The following is a 16,617-nucleotide window of genomic DNA, read 5'->3' as shown; positions in this document are numbered from 1 at the left end:
CCGCGGCCACCGCCTCGCCGATCGCCCCGCCGGCGCCGGTCACGAACGCGACCCGCCCGTCGAGGCGCCACGCATCAAAGGGACTCGCCATTCACCGCACTCCCGTGTTAGCCGAATACGAAACAAGGAGTATCGTATGTTGAATGAAGATTTCGCCGGAAGCTGGCAGCTCGTCGATTATGTGACGCACCTGCCAAACGGGGAATGGACCGAACCGCTTGGCCCCGAACCCTATGGCCTCGGCACTTATACCGCCGCCGGTTTCATGTCCGCGCACCTGATGCGACGCGACCGGACGCCGCTCGGCAACGCCCGGCCGGACCTTGCCGCGATCGAACCCGGCCTGCTTGCTGCCACCGCCGCCGGATACATAGGATATACCGGTCGCTACACGATTGATCGCAACGCGCGCCGGGTCATTCATCATGTCGAAGCCGCCTTTCTCCCCGACTGGGTCGGGACCGACATGATTCGCGACTACAGCTTTGAGAACGGCCTTCTTCTCCTGCGTCCGCCTGCTGCCGCTGGCGCCGTGCCGGTGCTGCGCTGGCGGCGCGCATCCTGATCCCATGTTGGTCTCTCCCGAATCCATCTTGACATAACGATACGTTTTGTTTCGTATATAGACCATGGATCTGCAGGAGCGGTCAAGGGACATGTTCCCTCCCCGTGAAATGCCGGCAATCGCGTAAGGGAGAGGACCATGAAAGCATATCGTATGATTCGGATGTTCGGCCTGTTGCTCGGCAGTTCGACGCTGCCCGGCATCGCCATGGCGCAGGACGCCGCGCCGAAAGACGCCGCGGCGGACGGCTTCGCGAGCGAGATCATCGTGACCGCGCAGAAGCGCGAGCAATCGCTTCAGGACGTACCGATCGTCGTGACGGTCGCGAGCGCGCAGCTGCTGCAGGATGCGGGCGTCCGGGACATCAAGGATCTCACCGTCCTCACCCCGGGGCTTACCGTCGTGTCCACCGCCAACGAAACACAGTCGACCGCGCTCATCCGGGGGGTCGGCACCGCCGGCGGCAATGTCGGGCTCGAAAGCTCGGTCGGCGTGGTTATCGACGGCGTCTACCGCCCGCGCACCGGCGTCGCGCTTGGCGACCTGGGCGAAGTCGAAAGGATCGAAGTCCTGAAGGGCCCGCAAGGGACGCTGTTCGGAAAGAATACCTCGGCGGGCGTGATCAACGTCCTGACCGCGAAACCGGGCTTCACACCCTATGCCCGCGGCGAATTCACCGTCGCCAATTATGACGAGTTCGGCGGCTCGATCTCGGTTGGCGGCCCGATCGTCGGCGATCGCCTTGCCGCCAGCCTGTTCGCGGTGCATCGCACGCGCGACGGCTATTACGACGTCGTCACCGGCAAGGGGCCGCGCACACTCGGCAATGACGCCGACCGCCATTTCTGGTCGCTGCGGGGCCAGCTATATTTCACCAACGACGCCGGCTTCGACGCACGACTGATCGGAGACATCACGCGCCGGAACGAAAATTGCTGCGTCGCGGTCCAGCTCGTGAACGGACCCACAACGGCGATCGTTGACGCGCTCGCCGGTGCGGGCAACGGCGTTCTCTCGCCGGCCGATCCCGACCGCCGCCTTGCCTTCTCGAACCGCGACACGACGCAGAAGATTCGCGACGGGGGTCTCAGCCTCGAGATCAACTATGGCCTCGGCGATGCGACGCTGACTTCGATCACCGCCTGGCGCGACTGGCGCTGGGTGACGGGCTCGGACTCGGACTATAGCGGCGCCGATATCCTGTACCGCGAAGCCGACGGCGGGACGATGAACCGCTTCCGCCAGATCAGCCAGGAACTGCGTGTGAGCGGCCGGAGCGGAATTCTCGACTATACGGTCGGCGGCTTCTACGCCCACGAAATCCTCGATAGCCGCGTCGCGCAGCTTTACGGCACCGACTTCCAGCCCTTCCTGAGCCTGCTCTTCTCGGGCGGCACCGATCCGTCATTCCTGAAACCGATCCTCGATCTGGCTGTCCCGGGCACCGGCTCGCGCGACATCTACAAGCAGACAGGCGATACCTTCGCGCTATTTACCAACAACAGCGTGAAACTGACCGATGCGCTCGAACTGACCGTGGGGCTTCGCTACACGATCGATCGCAAGAAGGCGGTCGCCGATTTCGACGCCACCGACGGCGGCGCGCTTTGCGATGCCGGCCAGGCGACCGGATCGGCCGCGATCATCGGCGCGCTCTGCAATCCGTTCTTCAATTCGAACTTCATCGGACTGACGAACGCGCAGAAACGCACCGAAAAGGCGCTGAGCGGCACCGCAAAGCTCGCCTATCGTTTCTCGCCCGAACTCATGACCTATGCGAGCTATTCGCGTGGCTACAAAGCGGGCGGCTTCAATCTCGACCGCGTTGCCTTCCCTTATGCCGCCGGCAATCCGACTTCGCTGCAGCCGGTCCTCGACACAAGCTTTCCCGGCGAGTTTGTCGACAGCTTCGAGCTGGGATTCAAATCGACGCTCGCCGACCGCCGCCTCTATCTGAACGCTGCCGCCTTCTACCAGGATTATACCGACTATCAGCTCAACGCCTTCAACGGCTTCTTCTTCTCGGTCTTCCCGGTTCCGGAGGTCACTTCGAAGGGTGTCGACGCCGATATCCTGTGGCGCCCGAGCAGCGCTTTCACGCTTCAGGGCGGCATTACCTATGCCGACACACGCTATTCGGAGAAGAACCGCGCCCTTCTGTCGCTGACACCGTCAACCGCGAACCTGCCCGGTGAACGACTCAACCTTGCGCCGCTATGGTCGGCCTCGCTCTCGGCGACGCACGAGTTGCCGCTTGGCGGCGGACTGCTGCTACGCTCGAACGCCAATATGCGCTACAGTTCCCCGTATAATGCGGGCACCGACCTCAATCCGCTCAAGCTCCAGAAGAGCTACGCGGTGATCAACGCACGCATCGGGATCGGGGACGAGGACAAGAGCTGGGGCGTCGAACTCTGGGCGAACAACATCACCGACAAGCTCTATATGCAGAACAGCTTCGACGCGCCATTCCAGTCGGGCAGCATCAACGCCTTTCTCGGCGCGCCGCGCACCTATGGCATCACCCTGAAGGCCGGTTTCTGACCCCCATCTCCTCGGAAACCGGCCTCGGTCGCGCACGCGATCGAGGCCGGTTTAATCGAGACCGGACGCTTTCCCGGCCACCATTTGCGTATTCCCGGGCGCGGGGAAACGGTCTTCGACCGATGCTTCGGCCTTACGAATATCGCACGCACATGCTCCTGCCGCGACGACGCACGCGCCTGACCCTTCCCTTCCATCCCGGCTTCGGCCACAAGAGGCTATGCCCAGAAACGCAACAATCCGGATCGCCCCGCGCGACAAGCCGCAGATGGGACGGCCGCGCTCGGTCGACGTCGACCACCGGATCCAGAAAGAGACGCTCGACGTCATTTCGGAGAAGGGGTTTTCGGGGGTCACGATCAACGAGATCTGTGAGCGCGCCGGGGTCAGCCGGGCGACATTCTATCGCCGCTATCCGAGCCCGGCCGAAGCGCTCGCCGACGCGATCAACGCTGCGTTCGAATTTCATTCGCCACCGCATAGCGACGACCCCGTCGAATATCTTCTCGAGTTCGCACGCTCGCTTGAGCGCTCCTATTCCGATCCGCGCATTGCGCCGGCAATAGGCTTCCTGATCGGCGAGTATAATGCCAAGCCCGATGTCTACGACCGACTTCAGCAAGGCCTGAGAGAACGCCGCGCCTATGTCCGGGGCGCCCTCGAAGCGGTCGGCAGCCTGCCCGTCCAGAAGGACCTGCCGCTCGATCTCGACGAGGTCCTCGTCACTCTTTCGTCCCTTGCCTGGAACGCGGCGGTTACCAAACGCACGCTCGAACCGGCCGCGCTCCGGACGATCATCGCGCGCCTTATTCGCTAACAGCTGCCTGAAGGCGGCCCTCGATCCGATGGCCGGAGTGGCGGCCCGCTATGACATATGGCCTGTGAGATCCCCAGCGCGACCGATGCCGATTTATGCCGCTGACCCAATTCGGGCGCAGATATGGCGCAAGATTGGCGCGATGCCGCCTTCCCATCAAAAGTCGACGGCAAGAAAAGCCGTGAACCGTCGGCGATCCATCAACCCATAGCTATTGCTGCCGACGATGTTCCACGCATAGCTGTTGGTGACATTCTGCATCTGGGCCCGGAAAAGGGCCGGAAACCGTCCGAGTTTGAAGCGGTACCGCACGCCGATATCGATCAGCGCGTAGGGATCGACCGACACGAGATTGTCGCGGGATGCAGGACGTTCCCCGAACCACGAGACCGCCATATCGACGGAAACCCCCGGCAGGCAGGTGAGGTGATAATCGGCGTTGCCGCGTAAAATGGTCGCGGCCTGCCCCAACGGTTTTGACCCCACCCGGCCGAGCTCCACGGCTTCGCCGGTCACCCGCGGTTTCATGAACAGCGCGCCTGCGACGATGGTCAGCTCGTCCGCCGGACTGCCCGCGAGGCTGAGTTCGACGCCGCGATGCCGTACGTCGCCCAATATGGTGAAGATGTTTGTCTCATCGGTGTTGAAATAGGGTTTGCGCACATCGAACACGCCAGCGACGACCTTCATGCGCGACGAGACCGCCCAGCGGATACCCGCGTCTGCCTGCCGGGTCCGGATCGCCGGCAGTGCGTCGTTGCGATTGGCCGCACTGTTGGGCGCTAGACCGCTTTCTTCGAGCCCGCGGGTGTATCCGGCGTAGAGGGCGATGTCGTTTGTCAGATAGGCCGCAGCCGACGCGCTCGCCAGCCATGGCCGGTCTCTGGTTTCGGTTGTGGGAAGTTCGCCCGGCAAATCGATCGCCTTGCGATAATCCGTTCGTTGAATACCGAGGCTCAGCTCACCAATATTCTTCCACCTGCCCTCATAGGCGAAACCCAGCGTCGTCTGCCGCACACGGTCATGCGTCCGTTCGCCAAACTCGAAGACCGGCGGCGATGGCACGGGAAGATATTCGCCCAACCTTCGTTCGCCAAGATCGACCGGAACGGCCGCCCCGCCATAGCGGCTGTCGAGCTGGCGCGCGCGCACGGACACATGCAGCATATGGAGCCTTGGCCCGTCGGCGAAGCTGCGACTGATGCGAAGTTCGCCGCTGGTCGACGCGTAACGCTGGCCCGGATCGGCGATGATCTGCGCGCGCGTGCGACCGTCCGGCGTCGTATCGAGAAAATTCTGGGCGAAATTCTCTTCATTCTCGAATGTCGAGCGAAACATCCCGCCGGTGATCGCCCAGTTATGGCCGATACGAGCCTTGGCAATGACCCCTGAGTTGGTGCTGCGGCTATCCTTCGCCGCCCACTTCTGGCCGAAAAAATGTCGTCGGGGAGCGTCGGGGGGCGCATAGGCACCCCCGCTCACCACCGTCGGAGGGATTTCCTCGTTCCTCCCGATCGTGGTCGACCAAAAGGGGGTAATTTCGATTGCGTCATTCGGCCGCCAGCGCGGGATGACCGCTGCCCGAAAATAGGTGGCATCCGCGCCGTCATAATATTCCTCGCGCGCGTAGGATGCACCGAGAGCCACCCCAAAGCGCTTGCCCGCCAGCGGGAGCTGGGCGTCGATTTCGATCGACGGCGCGCCATAGGCAAAGCTTCCCGCAACGACGCTGACCAGCGCCCTCTCGCCTACCCCGCGCAAACGATAGTCGACGATGCCGGTCGGTGCCGGGAACGGGTAGCCTTGGGCCGTCAGTCCGACCCGGATCGTCGAGCCCGAGACGAGGCGGTTCGCGATAAAGCCCTGACGATCGAGGTAGACGCCCTCGATACGGACATTGCCCGCGCCACCGGCGAAAAGCCCCGAACCTGGCTCGCGCTATAGATGCCGATGCTCTCGTTGCCGATCGAGGTCCCGAACGCGTCTTCCGCCGCGGTAACGGCGTTGTCCTCGGTCCGCTGCGCCTCGGCCGGCACCGCGATAGCGAACGCACCGAACGCGGCGATAGCCGGCCTTCCGCGCGTCACTGCGCCACCCTCCATTCGCGGATTCGCGCAAGGCCCAAGGCCATGATCGCACCCGCGACCAGCGCAAGCCATGCGGCGAACAAAAGGGCATCGCCGATCCGCTCCGCAACCGGCCGCTCCGCCATTGCAAATTCGGGCAAGGCAAGCGGCTGCGCAAGGTTCAGGCGGCCGCGCGTTGCGCGCTCATCGGGCGGGGCAGGCTGCGTGATTTCATGCTGAACGAGCGGGCGCACGATCGCGTGGAGATGGTGCTGGTATTTGCGCGCCTGGTCTTCGAAACTGCGCTGGCGCCCCGGATCGGTCCCGGCGAGGGTTGCGAGCGCGCTTTCGATACCGAGCGGCGGAATGACGAAGCCCGCGAGCCGCGCGACCTTCTCCTGGCGCCGTCTATGGCCCTCGATATCGCGCTTCAGCGGCGTAAGCTGGCGTTCGGTTTCGGGAACAAGGAAGCTGAGCCGCGTCGCATGATCGAGCATCGTCACGCGGTCGGTGTATGATCGAAGATCCGGTCTCGCGCGCATCGCATCGGTGATGATCTCGTCGCGGCGGGATTGTATATCGTCCGAGACGGCGCGCTGGGCATCGACATAGCGAATGGCCGAAGGTGCCGGATCGACGAGCGAGGTGAGCGCCGAGCCCGCCAGCGGGAGACCGATCGTGAGCGCGGCCCAGATCGCGGCAAACGACCCGAGCGCCGGTCCCGCGCCAGGCTGAGCTCCGAGGACGACAAGCGCAATGCCCGTCCAGAAAGTCATATAGGTCAACGTCAGCAAGAGCGCGGCGGAGAGCGGCGCGGCATCGGCGGCGATCGACGCCCCGGCGACGCCGAGCGCAACGACTACCGAAATCAGCACGACCGGCGCTGACCACGCCAGGATTGCGGCAACACGGGCGGCTATCCAATGGCGCGGACTCGCCGACTGTGCCGCCACCAGCCGCAACATGTCGCGATCGCGTTCGAACGTGCCGAGCAGCGCGAAAAGGAGGAGCAGCCCGACAGGCAGCAAAAAGACGATCGCGAAGGCGAGATCGAACCGCCCGAGCGCGAGACCGCGTGGGTTCTCGAAATCATAGGTGTCGACGAAACCGAAGGGCGTGTTGAGCTTGATCTCGAGACGGCTGGGCGCAAGGTCACTGACCCCCGCCGCAAGTGGAGACAGCGGCAGATGAGGCTTGAGCGCCGATTTCTTGACGAAATATTCGCTGTAGCCGGCGACGTTGGTCGGATCCTGCCAATAGGCCACCCGCCCCGCCCCTTCGCGCACGGGCTCGCGATAGGCCCGGGCCTTCTCGCGGGTCAGAGCATCGAAAGCCGCATCGGCGGCGCGGGCGCGTTCGAGCGCCGCTGTTTGCGATCCGTGGAGCGTAGCGGTATTATAGGCTCCCCAGACAAAGCTCGCCGCAAGGATGAGCATCACGGCCCAGAGCAGCGGCGAACGACCGGTCTGGCGCCATTCCCATGCAAACAGCGAGCGAAAAGCCGCCGTGTTCATGGACGAAGCCTCCGCGCGGCGGTGATCAGGAGGAGACCGCCGATGGCCAGCCAGGCAAGTAGCGCCATGAAGGCCGGCAGCGCGGTACCTGCAAATCGGCCGAGCGGCGGGGTCGGATAGGCAAATTCGGGGACCTGCGACCAGAGTTTGTCGTCGTTGGTATGCCGCTCGGTGCCATGCGCACGGTGACCCATGCCGTCGGCGTTCATTCGGTTGACGAGATCGCGGCGATAGCGCTCGGCGCTGTCAATGAAGTCGCGGTGATGGCTGAAATCGCTGCCCGCTACCGACGCCGAGGCGGCCTGTGCCGCGATCGTTGGCGACAGAAACCCGAAGGCCGCGAACAGGCGGTCCTGCGCCGCGACGCGCCCATAGAAGCCACCGAGGATGCGATCGAAAACCTCATGGCTATGGCGTTCGACAAGATCGAGCTCGGCCATCCGGGGGTTGGGAATATCCTCGACGCGCGTCACGCCATAGCGCGCGAGGAGCTTCGCGCGGTTGCGCGCATTCTGCTCATCGGACCAGAAGGCCGGCGCTGCCTCGGCGATCTCCTGGCGGACCGACTGGCTCGAAGGCAGCGGCCGCGCCGCGTCCACCATGCCGCTCGCGACCCGCGGAAGGGCCAATGCGAAGAATATCCAGAGGCCGAAAAGGGCGGTGAGCGCAAGCCGGGCATTCGCCATGCGCAGCGACACGGCAATTCCGACCGCCGCAAGGAAAGCGAAATAACTCGCCATCACCAGTGCCCAGCAGATCATGCGCAGGGCCGTGTCGCCGTCGAGCCGTCCGCCGAGGCCAAGCCAAAGCAGCGATCCCGCCGTGACCGGGAGGAGGAGGAGCCCCGTCGAAGCGCACCATACGGTCAACGCCTTGGCGCCAACGATCATGCGCGGGTGTATCGCCGCTCCAAGCGCGACGCGCATCGTACCGCGTTCGCGGTCCTGCGCGACGAGGGTGAAAGCGATCAGGAAAATGATGAGCGGCGCGAAGCCCGTGATCAGCGCTGCCGGCGCGGCAAAGCCGATGCGCTGGAGCAGCGAGGCATTTTGCTGCGGCCGGTAGAGCATGTCATTCTGGTGGTGCGCCTCGAGCCAGACCGTCTGTCCGACGAAGGATTCGCTTCCCGGGTCGAGCGCGGCAAGCGCCGGCGAAGGCTTGAATGCGAAAATGCTGTAGTGGGCGGCGCTGTGCGGATCCTTTTCGCCCTGCCCCACCCAACGCGCGCGCTCGGCGGCCGCCACCGCCTGCTTGTCGGCATCGCTGCGGACATTCTGGGTTGCGATAGCGAGAAAGGAGAGAAGGATCAGCGATGCGAGCGCGAGCAACGCCCCCCACGCCCGCCGATCGCGCCGCAGGATCGCAAGTTCGAGGTGCGTGAGCCGCCAGATCATGCGGCGAGCCTTTGGAGATAAAGTTGTTCGAGTTCGACCGGCCCGATCGTCGCCGCATCACGCTCGTCGACCAGCCGGCCCGCGTGCAGGATGCCGAGCCGGTGCGCTACATCCTTGACGCGAAACAGGTCGTGCGTTGCCATCAGCACCGCGATGCCGCGCCCCGACGCCGCGCGGATCACCTCGCTCAGGTCATTGGCGGCGCCCGCGTCGAGGCCCGAGGTCGGCTCGTCGAGCAGCAGCAGGCGCGCGTCCTTGGCGAGCGCGATCGCCACGCCGACCTTCTGCCGCATGCCCTTCGAAAAGCTTCCGGCACGGCGATCATGCGCCTCTTCCTGAAGCCCCGCGTCGGCAAGCAGCTGGCGTGCCATCGGCGCATCAATCCGGCGCCCGGCGAGCAGCGCGAAATAGGTCAGATTCTCGATCGCGCTGAGCGAGGGGTGAAGCATGACCGTCTCCGGGAGATAGGCCGTCCGCGCTCGCGCCGCGAGCGGCGCCGTAACCGCGTCGACGCCGTCGATCACGATCGATCCGCTGTCGGGCTTTACGAATCCGAGGATCATGTTGAGGGTGGTCGTCTTGCCCGCACCATTGGGGCCGAGCAGCGCGTAAACCTCACCGGGCTGAAGTGTCAGCGAAAGTCCGTCGACGGCGCGGTAGCCGCCAAAGGCGATGGAAATCGATTGGATCGCAAGCGCGGACATGTCGGTGATCTCCTCAGAAGCGGGCCAGCACGCCAAGCTCGACGCTGCGCGGAGCGCCGACCTGGAACTGCGTGTTCGAGACATCGGAATAATCGACGTAGAAGGCGTCGGTGAGATTGCGGCCGCGAAGGCTGACCTCGCCCCAATCGAACTTGTAGCCGATCGATGCGTCGACCGTGGTGTAGCCGCGCGCGCGGATCGCATTCTCATTGTCGGTGTAAAAGCGTCCGGCGTGGCGAAGGCCGGCGCTCAGCGTAACGGGAATGGCATCGAAGCTGTAGAAAGCGAAAAGGTTCGCGATGGTCTCGGGCGTGCGCGGCGGCGTCTTGCCCTCGCGGCTGATGCCGCCGGCCTCGACGAGTTCGTCGAAGCGCGCATTGAGACGGGTGTAATTGGCGTCGATCCTGAGCTGCCGTGTCACCGCCGCGGACAGCGAGAGCTCCACGCCGCGCGATGACTGGCGCCCGCCCTGGATGCTCAGCGTCGGGTTCACCGGGTCGCGCGTGATGATGTCGTCCTGGACAAGATGATAGGCCGCGAGCGTGAGATCGATGCGGTCGTCCCAGAAGCTGCTCTTGATGCCGGCCTCGATCGAGCGCCCCCTGGTCAGATCGAAACGCGAGTTCACGAGCGAGATCGACAGGAGATTGCCGACAGGGGCGATCGCACGGCTATATTGTGCAAAGAGCTGGGTCTTGGGCAAAAGGTCATAGACCGTGCCGACCCGCCAGGAGAAGGCCCGGTATTTCCGCTCGAACGGCGTCCCCGTCCCGATCTGGCGATCGAGTCTGATCCAGTCGTGTCGCCCGCCCGCGGCGATCAGCCAGCGCGGCGTGAGGTTGAGGGCATTCTCCGCGAAGACCGACGACACGCCGACGTTCGATTGCTGGTTCACCGGCGGCAGGTTTGCGGTTCCACCGGGGAAGGTGCCGCGCACCGGGGCGAACGGATCGACCGAAGTGGTCGTCGCAAAATAGCGGCGCGTCGCGAAATGGAGGTCGCTGAACTCGGCGCCGAGGGCGAAACGGTTTCGAAGGCCGCCGACGGTGACGTCGCCGATCAGCGCCGCGCGCTCGATCACATGGTCGATATCATGCGTAACGATACCCGTGGTGCGGTCGATGAGGCCGGTTGCGCCATTGTAGCTATAGGCTTCGGCGTTGATGAAACGGCGATCGGAGGTGTAGCTGCTGAGGTCGTTGGTGAAGGCGAGCGCGTCGCTGATCTCCCACCGGAAGTGCGAACGAAGCCAGAGCGTATCGGAATCGAGCACCGCGTCGGTCACGTTGAAGCTGGTCTTGCGAAGCGAGCGGTCGATCACAAGATCGCCCGGACCGGTCGCCGCCGATGAAGGATCGCGCGCGATCGCGCGCGGGACGAGCGGCGTCCCGAGGTCCGCCGTGTCATAGCTGTCCTCGCTATAGTCGGCGGCAATTTCGACGGTGAGACGGTCCGACGGCTGCAGGATGGTCGACAGGCTTGCAGCGAAGAAACGCGCGTCGGCATCGTCGACATAGCCGCTCGTGCGATTGTAGGCGACCACCCCGCGGACTGCCGCCCGGTCGGAAAGCGACAGGTTGAGATCGCTCCCGAGCCGCAGCGTGTCGAAGCTGCCGTAGCTCGCGATCATGCTGCCCTTCGTGCTGCTGAGCTGTGCCTTCTTGGGCACGAGGTTGATCGCGCCGGCGACCGCACCCTCGCCGTAGAGCACCGACGCCGGTCCTTTGAGAATTTCGATCCGGTCGAACAGAAAGCTGTCGTTCGCGCGCGTATAGATCAGCGGCGTCGTCACGCGGATGCCGTCGTAGAGGAGGCCCACGGCGCTCGCGGTGAAGCCGCGCATCGTCGGCGCGCCGGGGCTCGTCGCCGGAAGCGAGGACGTAACGCCGGGCGCCCGGTTGAGCGCCTCGACATTGGTTCGCGCCCCGAACTCGCGGATCTGCCTTTCGGAAAGGATGTCGACGATCGCCGGTGTCTCGCGCGCCGTGAGCCCGAGCCGGCTGCCCGTCTCGGTGCGCGCGTCGAGCAACAGCTGGCGGTCCGCAACGCCGGTCACGATGATCTCGCTTTCCGCCGGCGCCTCGGCTTCTGCTTCCTCAGCCAAAGCCGCCATGGGCCATGCGAGCAGAACGGGCAGAAGCGACACCGGGATTCGCCCCCGGAATATGGCCTTCGCCGCATGGCCCGCGCCGGTCGGCAGTTGAATGTTGTGCACGATCTTCCCCTTGAGCCCGTGTTGGGCGATTTCGTGCGCGCTGGTAGTGATATAACATATCATAAGTCAACCGATGACAGGGCTGCTGCGCAAATTTTGTCCGGTTCTTGGGGTCAGCGCTGGGCGCTGGCCATGAACGGACCGGCAAATTGAGCAGGCGGATATGGTCGCTTTAAGCGAACCGGGGCGAGGATACCGACCGCTAGGTCAGAATCGGCAGACTAACGTTACCAAGATCAAGCCAGGCTTGACTCACGGTCAGCTTGCCCAGCGGGAAACCCGGCAATTTCGCCCGTGTTTTTGGATTGACCATGTCTCGATTCGATATAAATATGATATCATTATTATATCGAATGATTCGGAGGGAAACATGGTTGAAACAGGGACGCCCGCGTTGAACCGCAGTCGCGAGGCGCGCGCGAACACGCAGAGCGGTTATCTGATGCTGTTCATCTGGCTGCTGCTGCTCGGTATTGCGACTTGGGCGGCGATCACCAATGCCAACGCCGACGTCATGGTCGCTTGGAAATGGGCCGTCGTCGCCATATCGGCGGTGGTCGGCCTGCTGATCCTCTGCGGCTTTTACCTGATCAATCCCAACGAAGCGGCGGCGATCCAGTTGTTCGGCGCATACAAGGGCACCGACCGCGAGGAAGGGCTGCGCTGGGTCCTGCCCTGGCTGACACGCAAGAAGATCGCGGTGCGCGCGAACAACGTGATTTCGGACAAGATCAAGGTCAATGATCTGCGCGGCAACCCGATCGAGATGGCGGCGCAGGTCGTGTGGCGCGTTACCGACACCGCGCAGGCGCTGTTCGACGTCGACGATTACAAGGAATTCGTGATGGCGCAGATCGAGGCCGCGGTGCGCTCGATCGGCTCGCGCTACCCCTATGACGATATCGAGCATCAGGAAATCACGCTGCGCGGCAATCATGACGAAGTCGGGGTCGAACTGCGCAAGGCGCTGATCGAACGGCTGAGCGTCGCGGGCATTACCGTCGACGAATGCGGACTGACCCACCTTGCCTACGCGCAGGAGATCGCCGGCGCGATGCTCCGCCGCCAGCAGGCCGAGGCGGTGATCGCGGCGCGCAAGAAGCTGGTAGAGGGCGCGGTGACGATGGTCGAGATGGCGCTGACCCAATTGTCCGAAAAGGGCGTCGTCGACCTCGACGACGAGCGCAAGGCGGTGATGGTGTCGAACCTGATGGTCGTGCTGTGCGGCGAACGCGACACCCAGCCTGTGGTGAACGCCGGGTCGCTCTACTGAGTTCGTCCAATGCCTGCGTCCGCCAAAAAAGCCTTTGCCCTCCGTCTCGATCCCGCGCTCTACGCGGCGATCGAGCGGATGGCCGCGGCTGAATTGCGCAGCGCCAACGCCGAGATCGAAGTGTTGCTGCGCGAGGCGTTGGGGCGACGCGGCGTCAGCGTCAAGCAATCCGAAGCCCCGAAACGTGGCCGCCCGCCCAAACAGGAAAGCTGATATGCTGCATCTTTTCATGGACATGAAACCGTGGTTCCGCGCCAAGAGTTACGGCCTTGGCACGGGCCGCCCCATTGCGTGGCAAGGCTGGATCTTTCTGACGCTCCACCTTGCCCTCGTTGCGGGTGTCGTGCTGCTCAGTCGCGCCGGACCGCTACATATTACGGCGGGACTGGTACTGCTTGCGGCGATCCTTCCCTGGCCCATCTATCGAAAGCGCACCGTAAGCGGCTGGCGCTGGCGCTGGGGCGGAAACCGCTAATCACCAGATTATTTGCGCTGGCTGTCCATCCCGCTTCGTCCGCCGCTTGCCCCCGACTCGCTTGATGGTTAAGGCCGGTCCATGACCGGCTCCACCACTCCCGTCCGCATTGCCCCTTCAATCCTCAGCGCCGATTTCGCGCGCCTTGGCGAAGAGGTTCGCGCGATCGAGACCGCAGGCGCCGACTGGGTGCATATCGACATCATGGACGGCCACTATGTCCCCAACCTGACGATCGGTCCGATGGTGGTAAAGGCCCTGCGCCCGCATTCGACCTTGCCCTTCGACGTCCATCTGATGATCTCTCCGGTCGATCATTTCCTCGACGCGTTCGCCGAGGCGGGCGCCGACATCATCACCGTCCACCCCGAGGCGGGGCCGCATATCCACCGCACCGTCCAGCACATCAAGTCGCTCGGCAAGCAGGCAGGCGTCTCGCTCAACCCCGCGACCCCCGCGAAAATGCTCGACTATCTGATCGACGACGTAGACCTCGTCCTGATCATGAGCGTCAACCCGGGCTTCGGCGGACAGAGCTTCATTTCGAGCCAGCTTCGCAAGATCGAGGCAGTCCGGAAGATGATCGAAAAATCGGGCCGCGACATCCGGCTCGAAGTCGATGGCGGCATCGACGCGGGCACGGCCCCGCTCGCGATATCGGCAGGGGCCGACGTGCTGGTCGCGGGCACCGCGACCTTCAAGGGCGGGCCCGATGCCTATGCCGACAACATCCGGCGCCTGCGCGGAGCCTGATCGATGGAGGGGAGACCGTTGACCGCCGCCCCTGCCGACCCGCCGCTCGATCCCGGTGACGACCCCGCGCTGATCGACGACACGATCGAGCCCGGCAAACGGCTGATCCGGCTTCCCGCCGACAAGGGCCTCTCGCTCGGCGACCGCGTCGCCAACGCGATCACCCGGCTGACCTGGCGGACGCCGCTGCACGCCTTTCGCCTGAAGGGCCGCTTTCCCCTCAAACTGCTCGGCGTGCCCGCCGATCCGGTGCCGGGCGATGCGCGCGCGGGCACCGCGATCCGCGCCGGCCATTTTCTCCATCGCGGGCTCAAGCTGCCGCTCGGCGAACTCGATTTCGCCGCGCTCGAGGTCGCGCCGGCCTTTGCCGACTATCTGCATAGCTTCGCCTGGCTGCGTGACCTTGCCGCCACCGGCTCGCGCGCCGACGGCACGCCGATCGCCGAAGCGGTCGTGCGTCACTGGCTCGGCACGCATGGCGAAACGGTCAGCGAACCCGCATGGAAGGCCGACAACACCGCTTGGCGCATCCTGTTCTGGGCCGCACACGCGCCGCTGATCCTCTCGTCGAGCGATCTCGTCTATCGCTCGGCGGTGCTCAACCATCTCGCGCGCGCCGCGCGCCACCTCGACCGCGTCGCCGACAAGACGCGGCCGGGCATCGGACAGATGGTCGCATGGGTCGGCATCGTCGCCGCCTCGCTGCTGATGCCCGGCGGCGAGCCCCGGCAGGTGTTCGGCGAAGCCGGCCTGCGCAAGGTCCTCGAAACCAGCTTCTACGCCGACGGCGGCAATATCTCGCGTTCGCCGCAGGCGCAGCTCGACGCGATCATGGCGCTGTCGATGCTGGCCAGAATCTATGACATGCGCCGCATGGAGATCCCGCCCTTCATCCAGGAGGTGCTTGCGCGCGCGGTGCCGGCATTGCTCGGGCTGCTCCACAGCGACGGCGGCATGGGCAGCTGGCAGGGCAGCGGCGCGACGCCCGCCGCCTATGTGCAGGCGATCGTCAATGCCAGCGGGGTGCGGACGCGGCCGCTCAAACAGGCGCGCGACTGGGGTTATCAGCGGCTGGTCGCGAACAAGGTCGTGCTGCTCGCCGACGCAGCGCCGCCGCCGATTGCCCGGGTGACCGAGGCGGGTTGCGCCTCGACGCTCGCCTTCGAACTCAGCGACGGCGACGAACGCATCGTCGTCAATTGCGGCGGCGCGGCGCTGACCGGCGCGACGATCCCCGCCGACCTTGCGCGCGGCCTTCGCACCACCGCGGCGCATTCGACACTGACGCTCGGCGACAGCAATTCGACCGCGATCCTCGCCAATGGCTCGCTCGGCAAGGGCGTGACCGAGGTCGAACTCGACCGGCGCGAGACACCGCAGGGCAGCCGCGTCGAGATGAGTCACGACGGCTATGCGCGGCGCCACGGGCTGATCCACCGCCGCCTGCTGATCCTCTCACCCAACGGCCGCGAGCTGCGCGGCGAAGACATGCTGCTCCCCGCCCCGCGCACGCGGCGCAAGGGCGACAAGGGCTTCACGATGCGTTTTCACCTCGGGCGCAATATTTCGGCGAGCCTGACCGCCGACAAGCTGGGCGCGCTGCTGCGCGTCGGCGGCGGGCCTTTGTGGCAATTCCGCACCTCCGAAGGCACGCTCGATATCGAGCAGAGCCTGTGGGTCGATGGCGAGGGCCGCCCGCACCCGACCGAACAGCTCGTCGTCACCGGCAACGCGCCGGCGGGCGGCGTCAGCGTGGGGTGGATCTTCAAGCATATCGGGTAGCTGCGGTGGTGGCGGCATTCGGCCGATTTCGGACATTGCGAAGTTAGCCGTCGGTCAAGTCCGTTCCGCACTTGCTGCAAGTGGCTGCGGGCCACGGTACGCTCCAACCAAATCCGCGTATGAAAACGGAACGACCGCATTGCGGGCAGGCAATGAGAAAACTCTTTAGGCCAAAATAAAGCAGCCAAATGATCATCAAAGGTGAGACAACCCAGAACACGGCGTTGGTCGGCAGGCCAAGTGCATGAGCGGCAATCGGCACTCCCCAAATCACCGCGAGGCCGCAAAGAGCCGCTACCGCCACATGGCGTTTGCCGCGTTTGTGAACGCCCCCCGATTGGCCCTTGTCCATTCTTCGCTAGTAGGCAAGGTTACCAACGCTTTCCACCCTGTTCGAAAGCTTCAGAAGGCGGTTAAAAAGTCTCGGGACAACAAAAAGCCCGCTAGGTCATCGACCTAGCGGGCTTTTTGTTGGTTGCGGGAGCAGGATTTGAACCTGCGACCTTCAGGTTATG

General features: G+C 64.5%; 13 protein-coding genes. 8 read left to right on the top strand and 5 right to left on the bottom strand.

What is annotated here, in order from left to right; genetic code table 11:
• Nucleotides 1-136 precede the first annotated feature (136 nt).
• From VN047_RS16775 to VN047_RS16765, 3 genes are all read left to right on the top strand, one after another.
• Nucleotides 137-565 carry a lipocalin-like domain-containing protein gene (locus VN047_RS16775; protein WP_325544658.1) on the top strand — a complete coding sequence of 143 codons (429 nt, stop codon included), beginning with the start codon at nt 137-139 and terminating at the stop codon, nt 563-565.
• 138 nt (nt 566-703) lie between these two features.
• A complete protein-coding gene (locus VN047_RS16770; protein ID WP_325544657.1) occupies nt 704-3,109 on the top strand; it encodes a TonB-dependent receptor in 2,406 nt (801 codons plus the stop codon).
• Nucleotides 3,110-3,329: 220 nt separating this feature from the next.
• Entirely contained in the window at nt 3,330-3,926 is a 597-nt protein-coding gene (locus VN047_RS16765; protein WP_325544655.1) for a TetR/AcrR family transcriptional regulator, read from the top strand.
• Between the two features lie 156 nt (nt 3,927-4,082).
• Here the strand turns inward: VN047_RS16765 and VN047_RS16760 are convergent, their stop codons facing one another.
• The 5 genes from VN047_RS16760 to VN047_RS16740 all read right to left on the bottom strand — a co-directional run bounded on the left by VN047_RS16760 (nt 4,083) and on the right by VN047_RS16740 (nt 11,819).
• A complete protein-coding gene (locus VN047_RS16760; RefSeq protein ID WP_325544653.1) occupies nt 4,083-5,687 on the bottom strand; it encodes a TonB-dependent receptor domain-containing protein in 1,605 nt (534 codons plus the stop codon).
• A 322-nt stretch (nt 5,688-6,009) separates the two neighbouring features.
• Nucleotides 6,010-7,506 (bottom strand): DUF3526 domain-containing protein, encoded by a 1,497-nt coding sequence (locus tag VN047_RS16755; protein ID WP_325544651.1) that lies wholly within the window; start codon nt 7,504-7,506, stop codon nt 6,010-6,012.
• Entirely contained in the window at nt 7,503-8,900 is a 1,398-nt protein-coding gene (locus tag VN047_RS16750) for a DUF3526 domain-containing protein (RefSeq protein WP_325544649.1), read from the bottom strand. Before VN047_RS16750 ends, VN047_RS16755 begins: the two co-directional genes overlap by 4 nt.
• Nucleotides 8,897-9,604 (bottom strand): ABC transporter ATP-binding protein, encoded by a 708-nt coding sequence (locus VN047_RS16745; protein WP_325544648.1) that lies wholly within the window; start codon nt 9,602-9,604, stop codon nt 8,897-8,899. Before VN047_RS16745 ends, VN047_RS16750 begins: the two co-directional genes overlap by 4 nt.
• A 13-nt stretch (nt 9,605-9,617) precedes the next feature.
• Nucleotides 9,618-11,819, bottom strand: a complete 2,202-nt coding sequence (locus tag VN047_RS16740; RefSeq protein WP_325544646.1) for a TonB-dependent siderophore receptor — start codon at nt 11,817-11,819, stop codon at nt 9,618-9,620.
• Nucleotides 11,820-12,189: 370 nt separating this feature from the next.
• Here VN047_RS16740 and VN047_RS16735 point away from each other — a divergent pair, with 370 nt between their 5' ends.
• The 5 genes from VN047_RS16735 (at nt 12,190) to VN047_RS16715 (ending at nt 16,102) form a co-directional block, all read left to right on the top strand.
• Nucleotides 12,190-13,092, top strand: coding sequence for an SPFH domain-containing protein (locus VN047_RS16735; protein ID WP_325544644.1), 903 nt, complete (start codon nt 12,190-12,192; stop codon nt 13,090-13,092).
• 9 nt (nt 13,093-13,101) lie between these two features.
• Nucleotides 13,102-13,305: a toxin-antitoxin system HicB family antitoxin gene (locus VN047_RS16730; RefSeq protein ID WP_325544642.1), complete on the top strand. Its 204-nt coding sequence runs from the start codon at nt 13,102-13,104 to the stop codon at nt 13,303-13,305.
• 1 nt (nt 13,306) lies between these two features.
• Complete coding sequence (locus VN047_RS16725) at nt 13,307-13,567, top strand: hypothetical protein (RefSeq protein ID WP_325544640.1); 261 nt, start codon at nt 13,307-13,309, stop codon at nt 13,565-13,567.
• Between the two features lie 81 nt (nt 13,568-13,648).
• Complete coding sequence (rpe, locus tag VN047_RS16720) at nt 13,649-14,320, top strand: ribulose-phosphate 3-epimerase (protein ID WP_325544638.1); 672 nt, start codon at nt 13,649-13,651, stop codon at nt 14,318-14,320.
• A 3-nt stretch (nt 14,321-14,323) separates the two neighbouring features.
• Nucleotides 14,324-16,102, top strand: coding sequence for a heparinase II/III family protein (locus tag VN047_RS16715; protein WP_325544636.1), 1,779 nt, complete (start codon nt 14,324-14,326; stop codon nt 16,100-16,102).
• Nucleotides 16,103-16,617 lie beyond the last annotated feature (515 nt).

Origin of the sequence: Sphingopyxis sp., from assembly GCF_035565275.1 — a bacterium.
Classification (GTDB): Bacteria; Pseudomonadota; Alphaproteobacteria; order Sphingomonadales; family Sphingomonadaceae; genus Sphingopyxis.
Note: the sequence above shows the minus strand (reverse complement) of the source record. Positions and strands in the feature narration are given on the sequence as shown.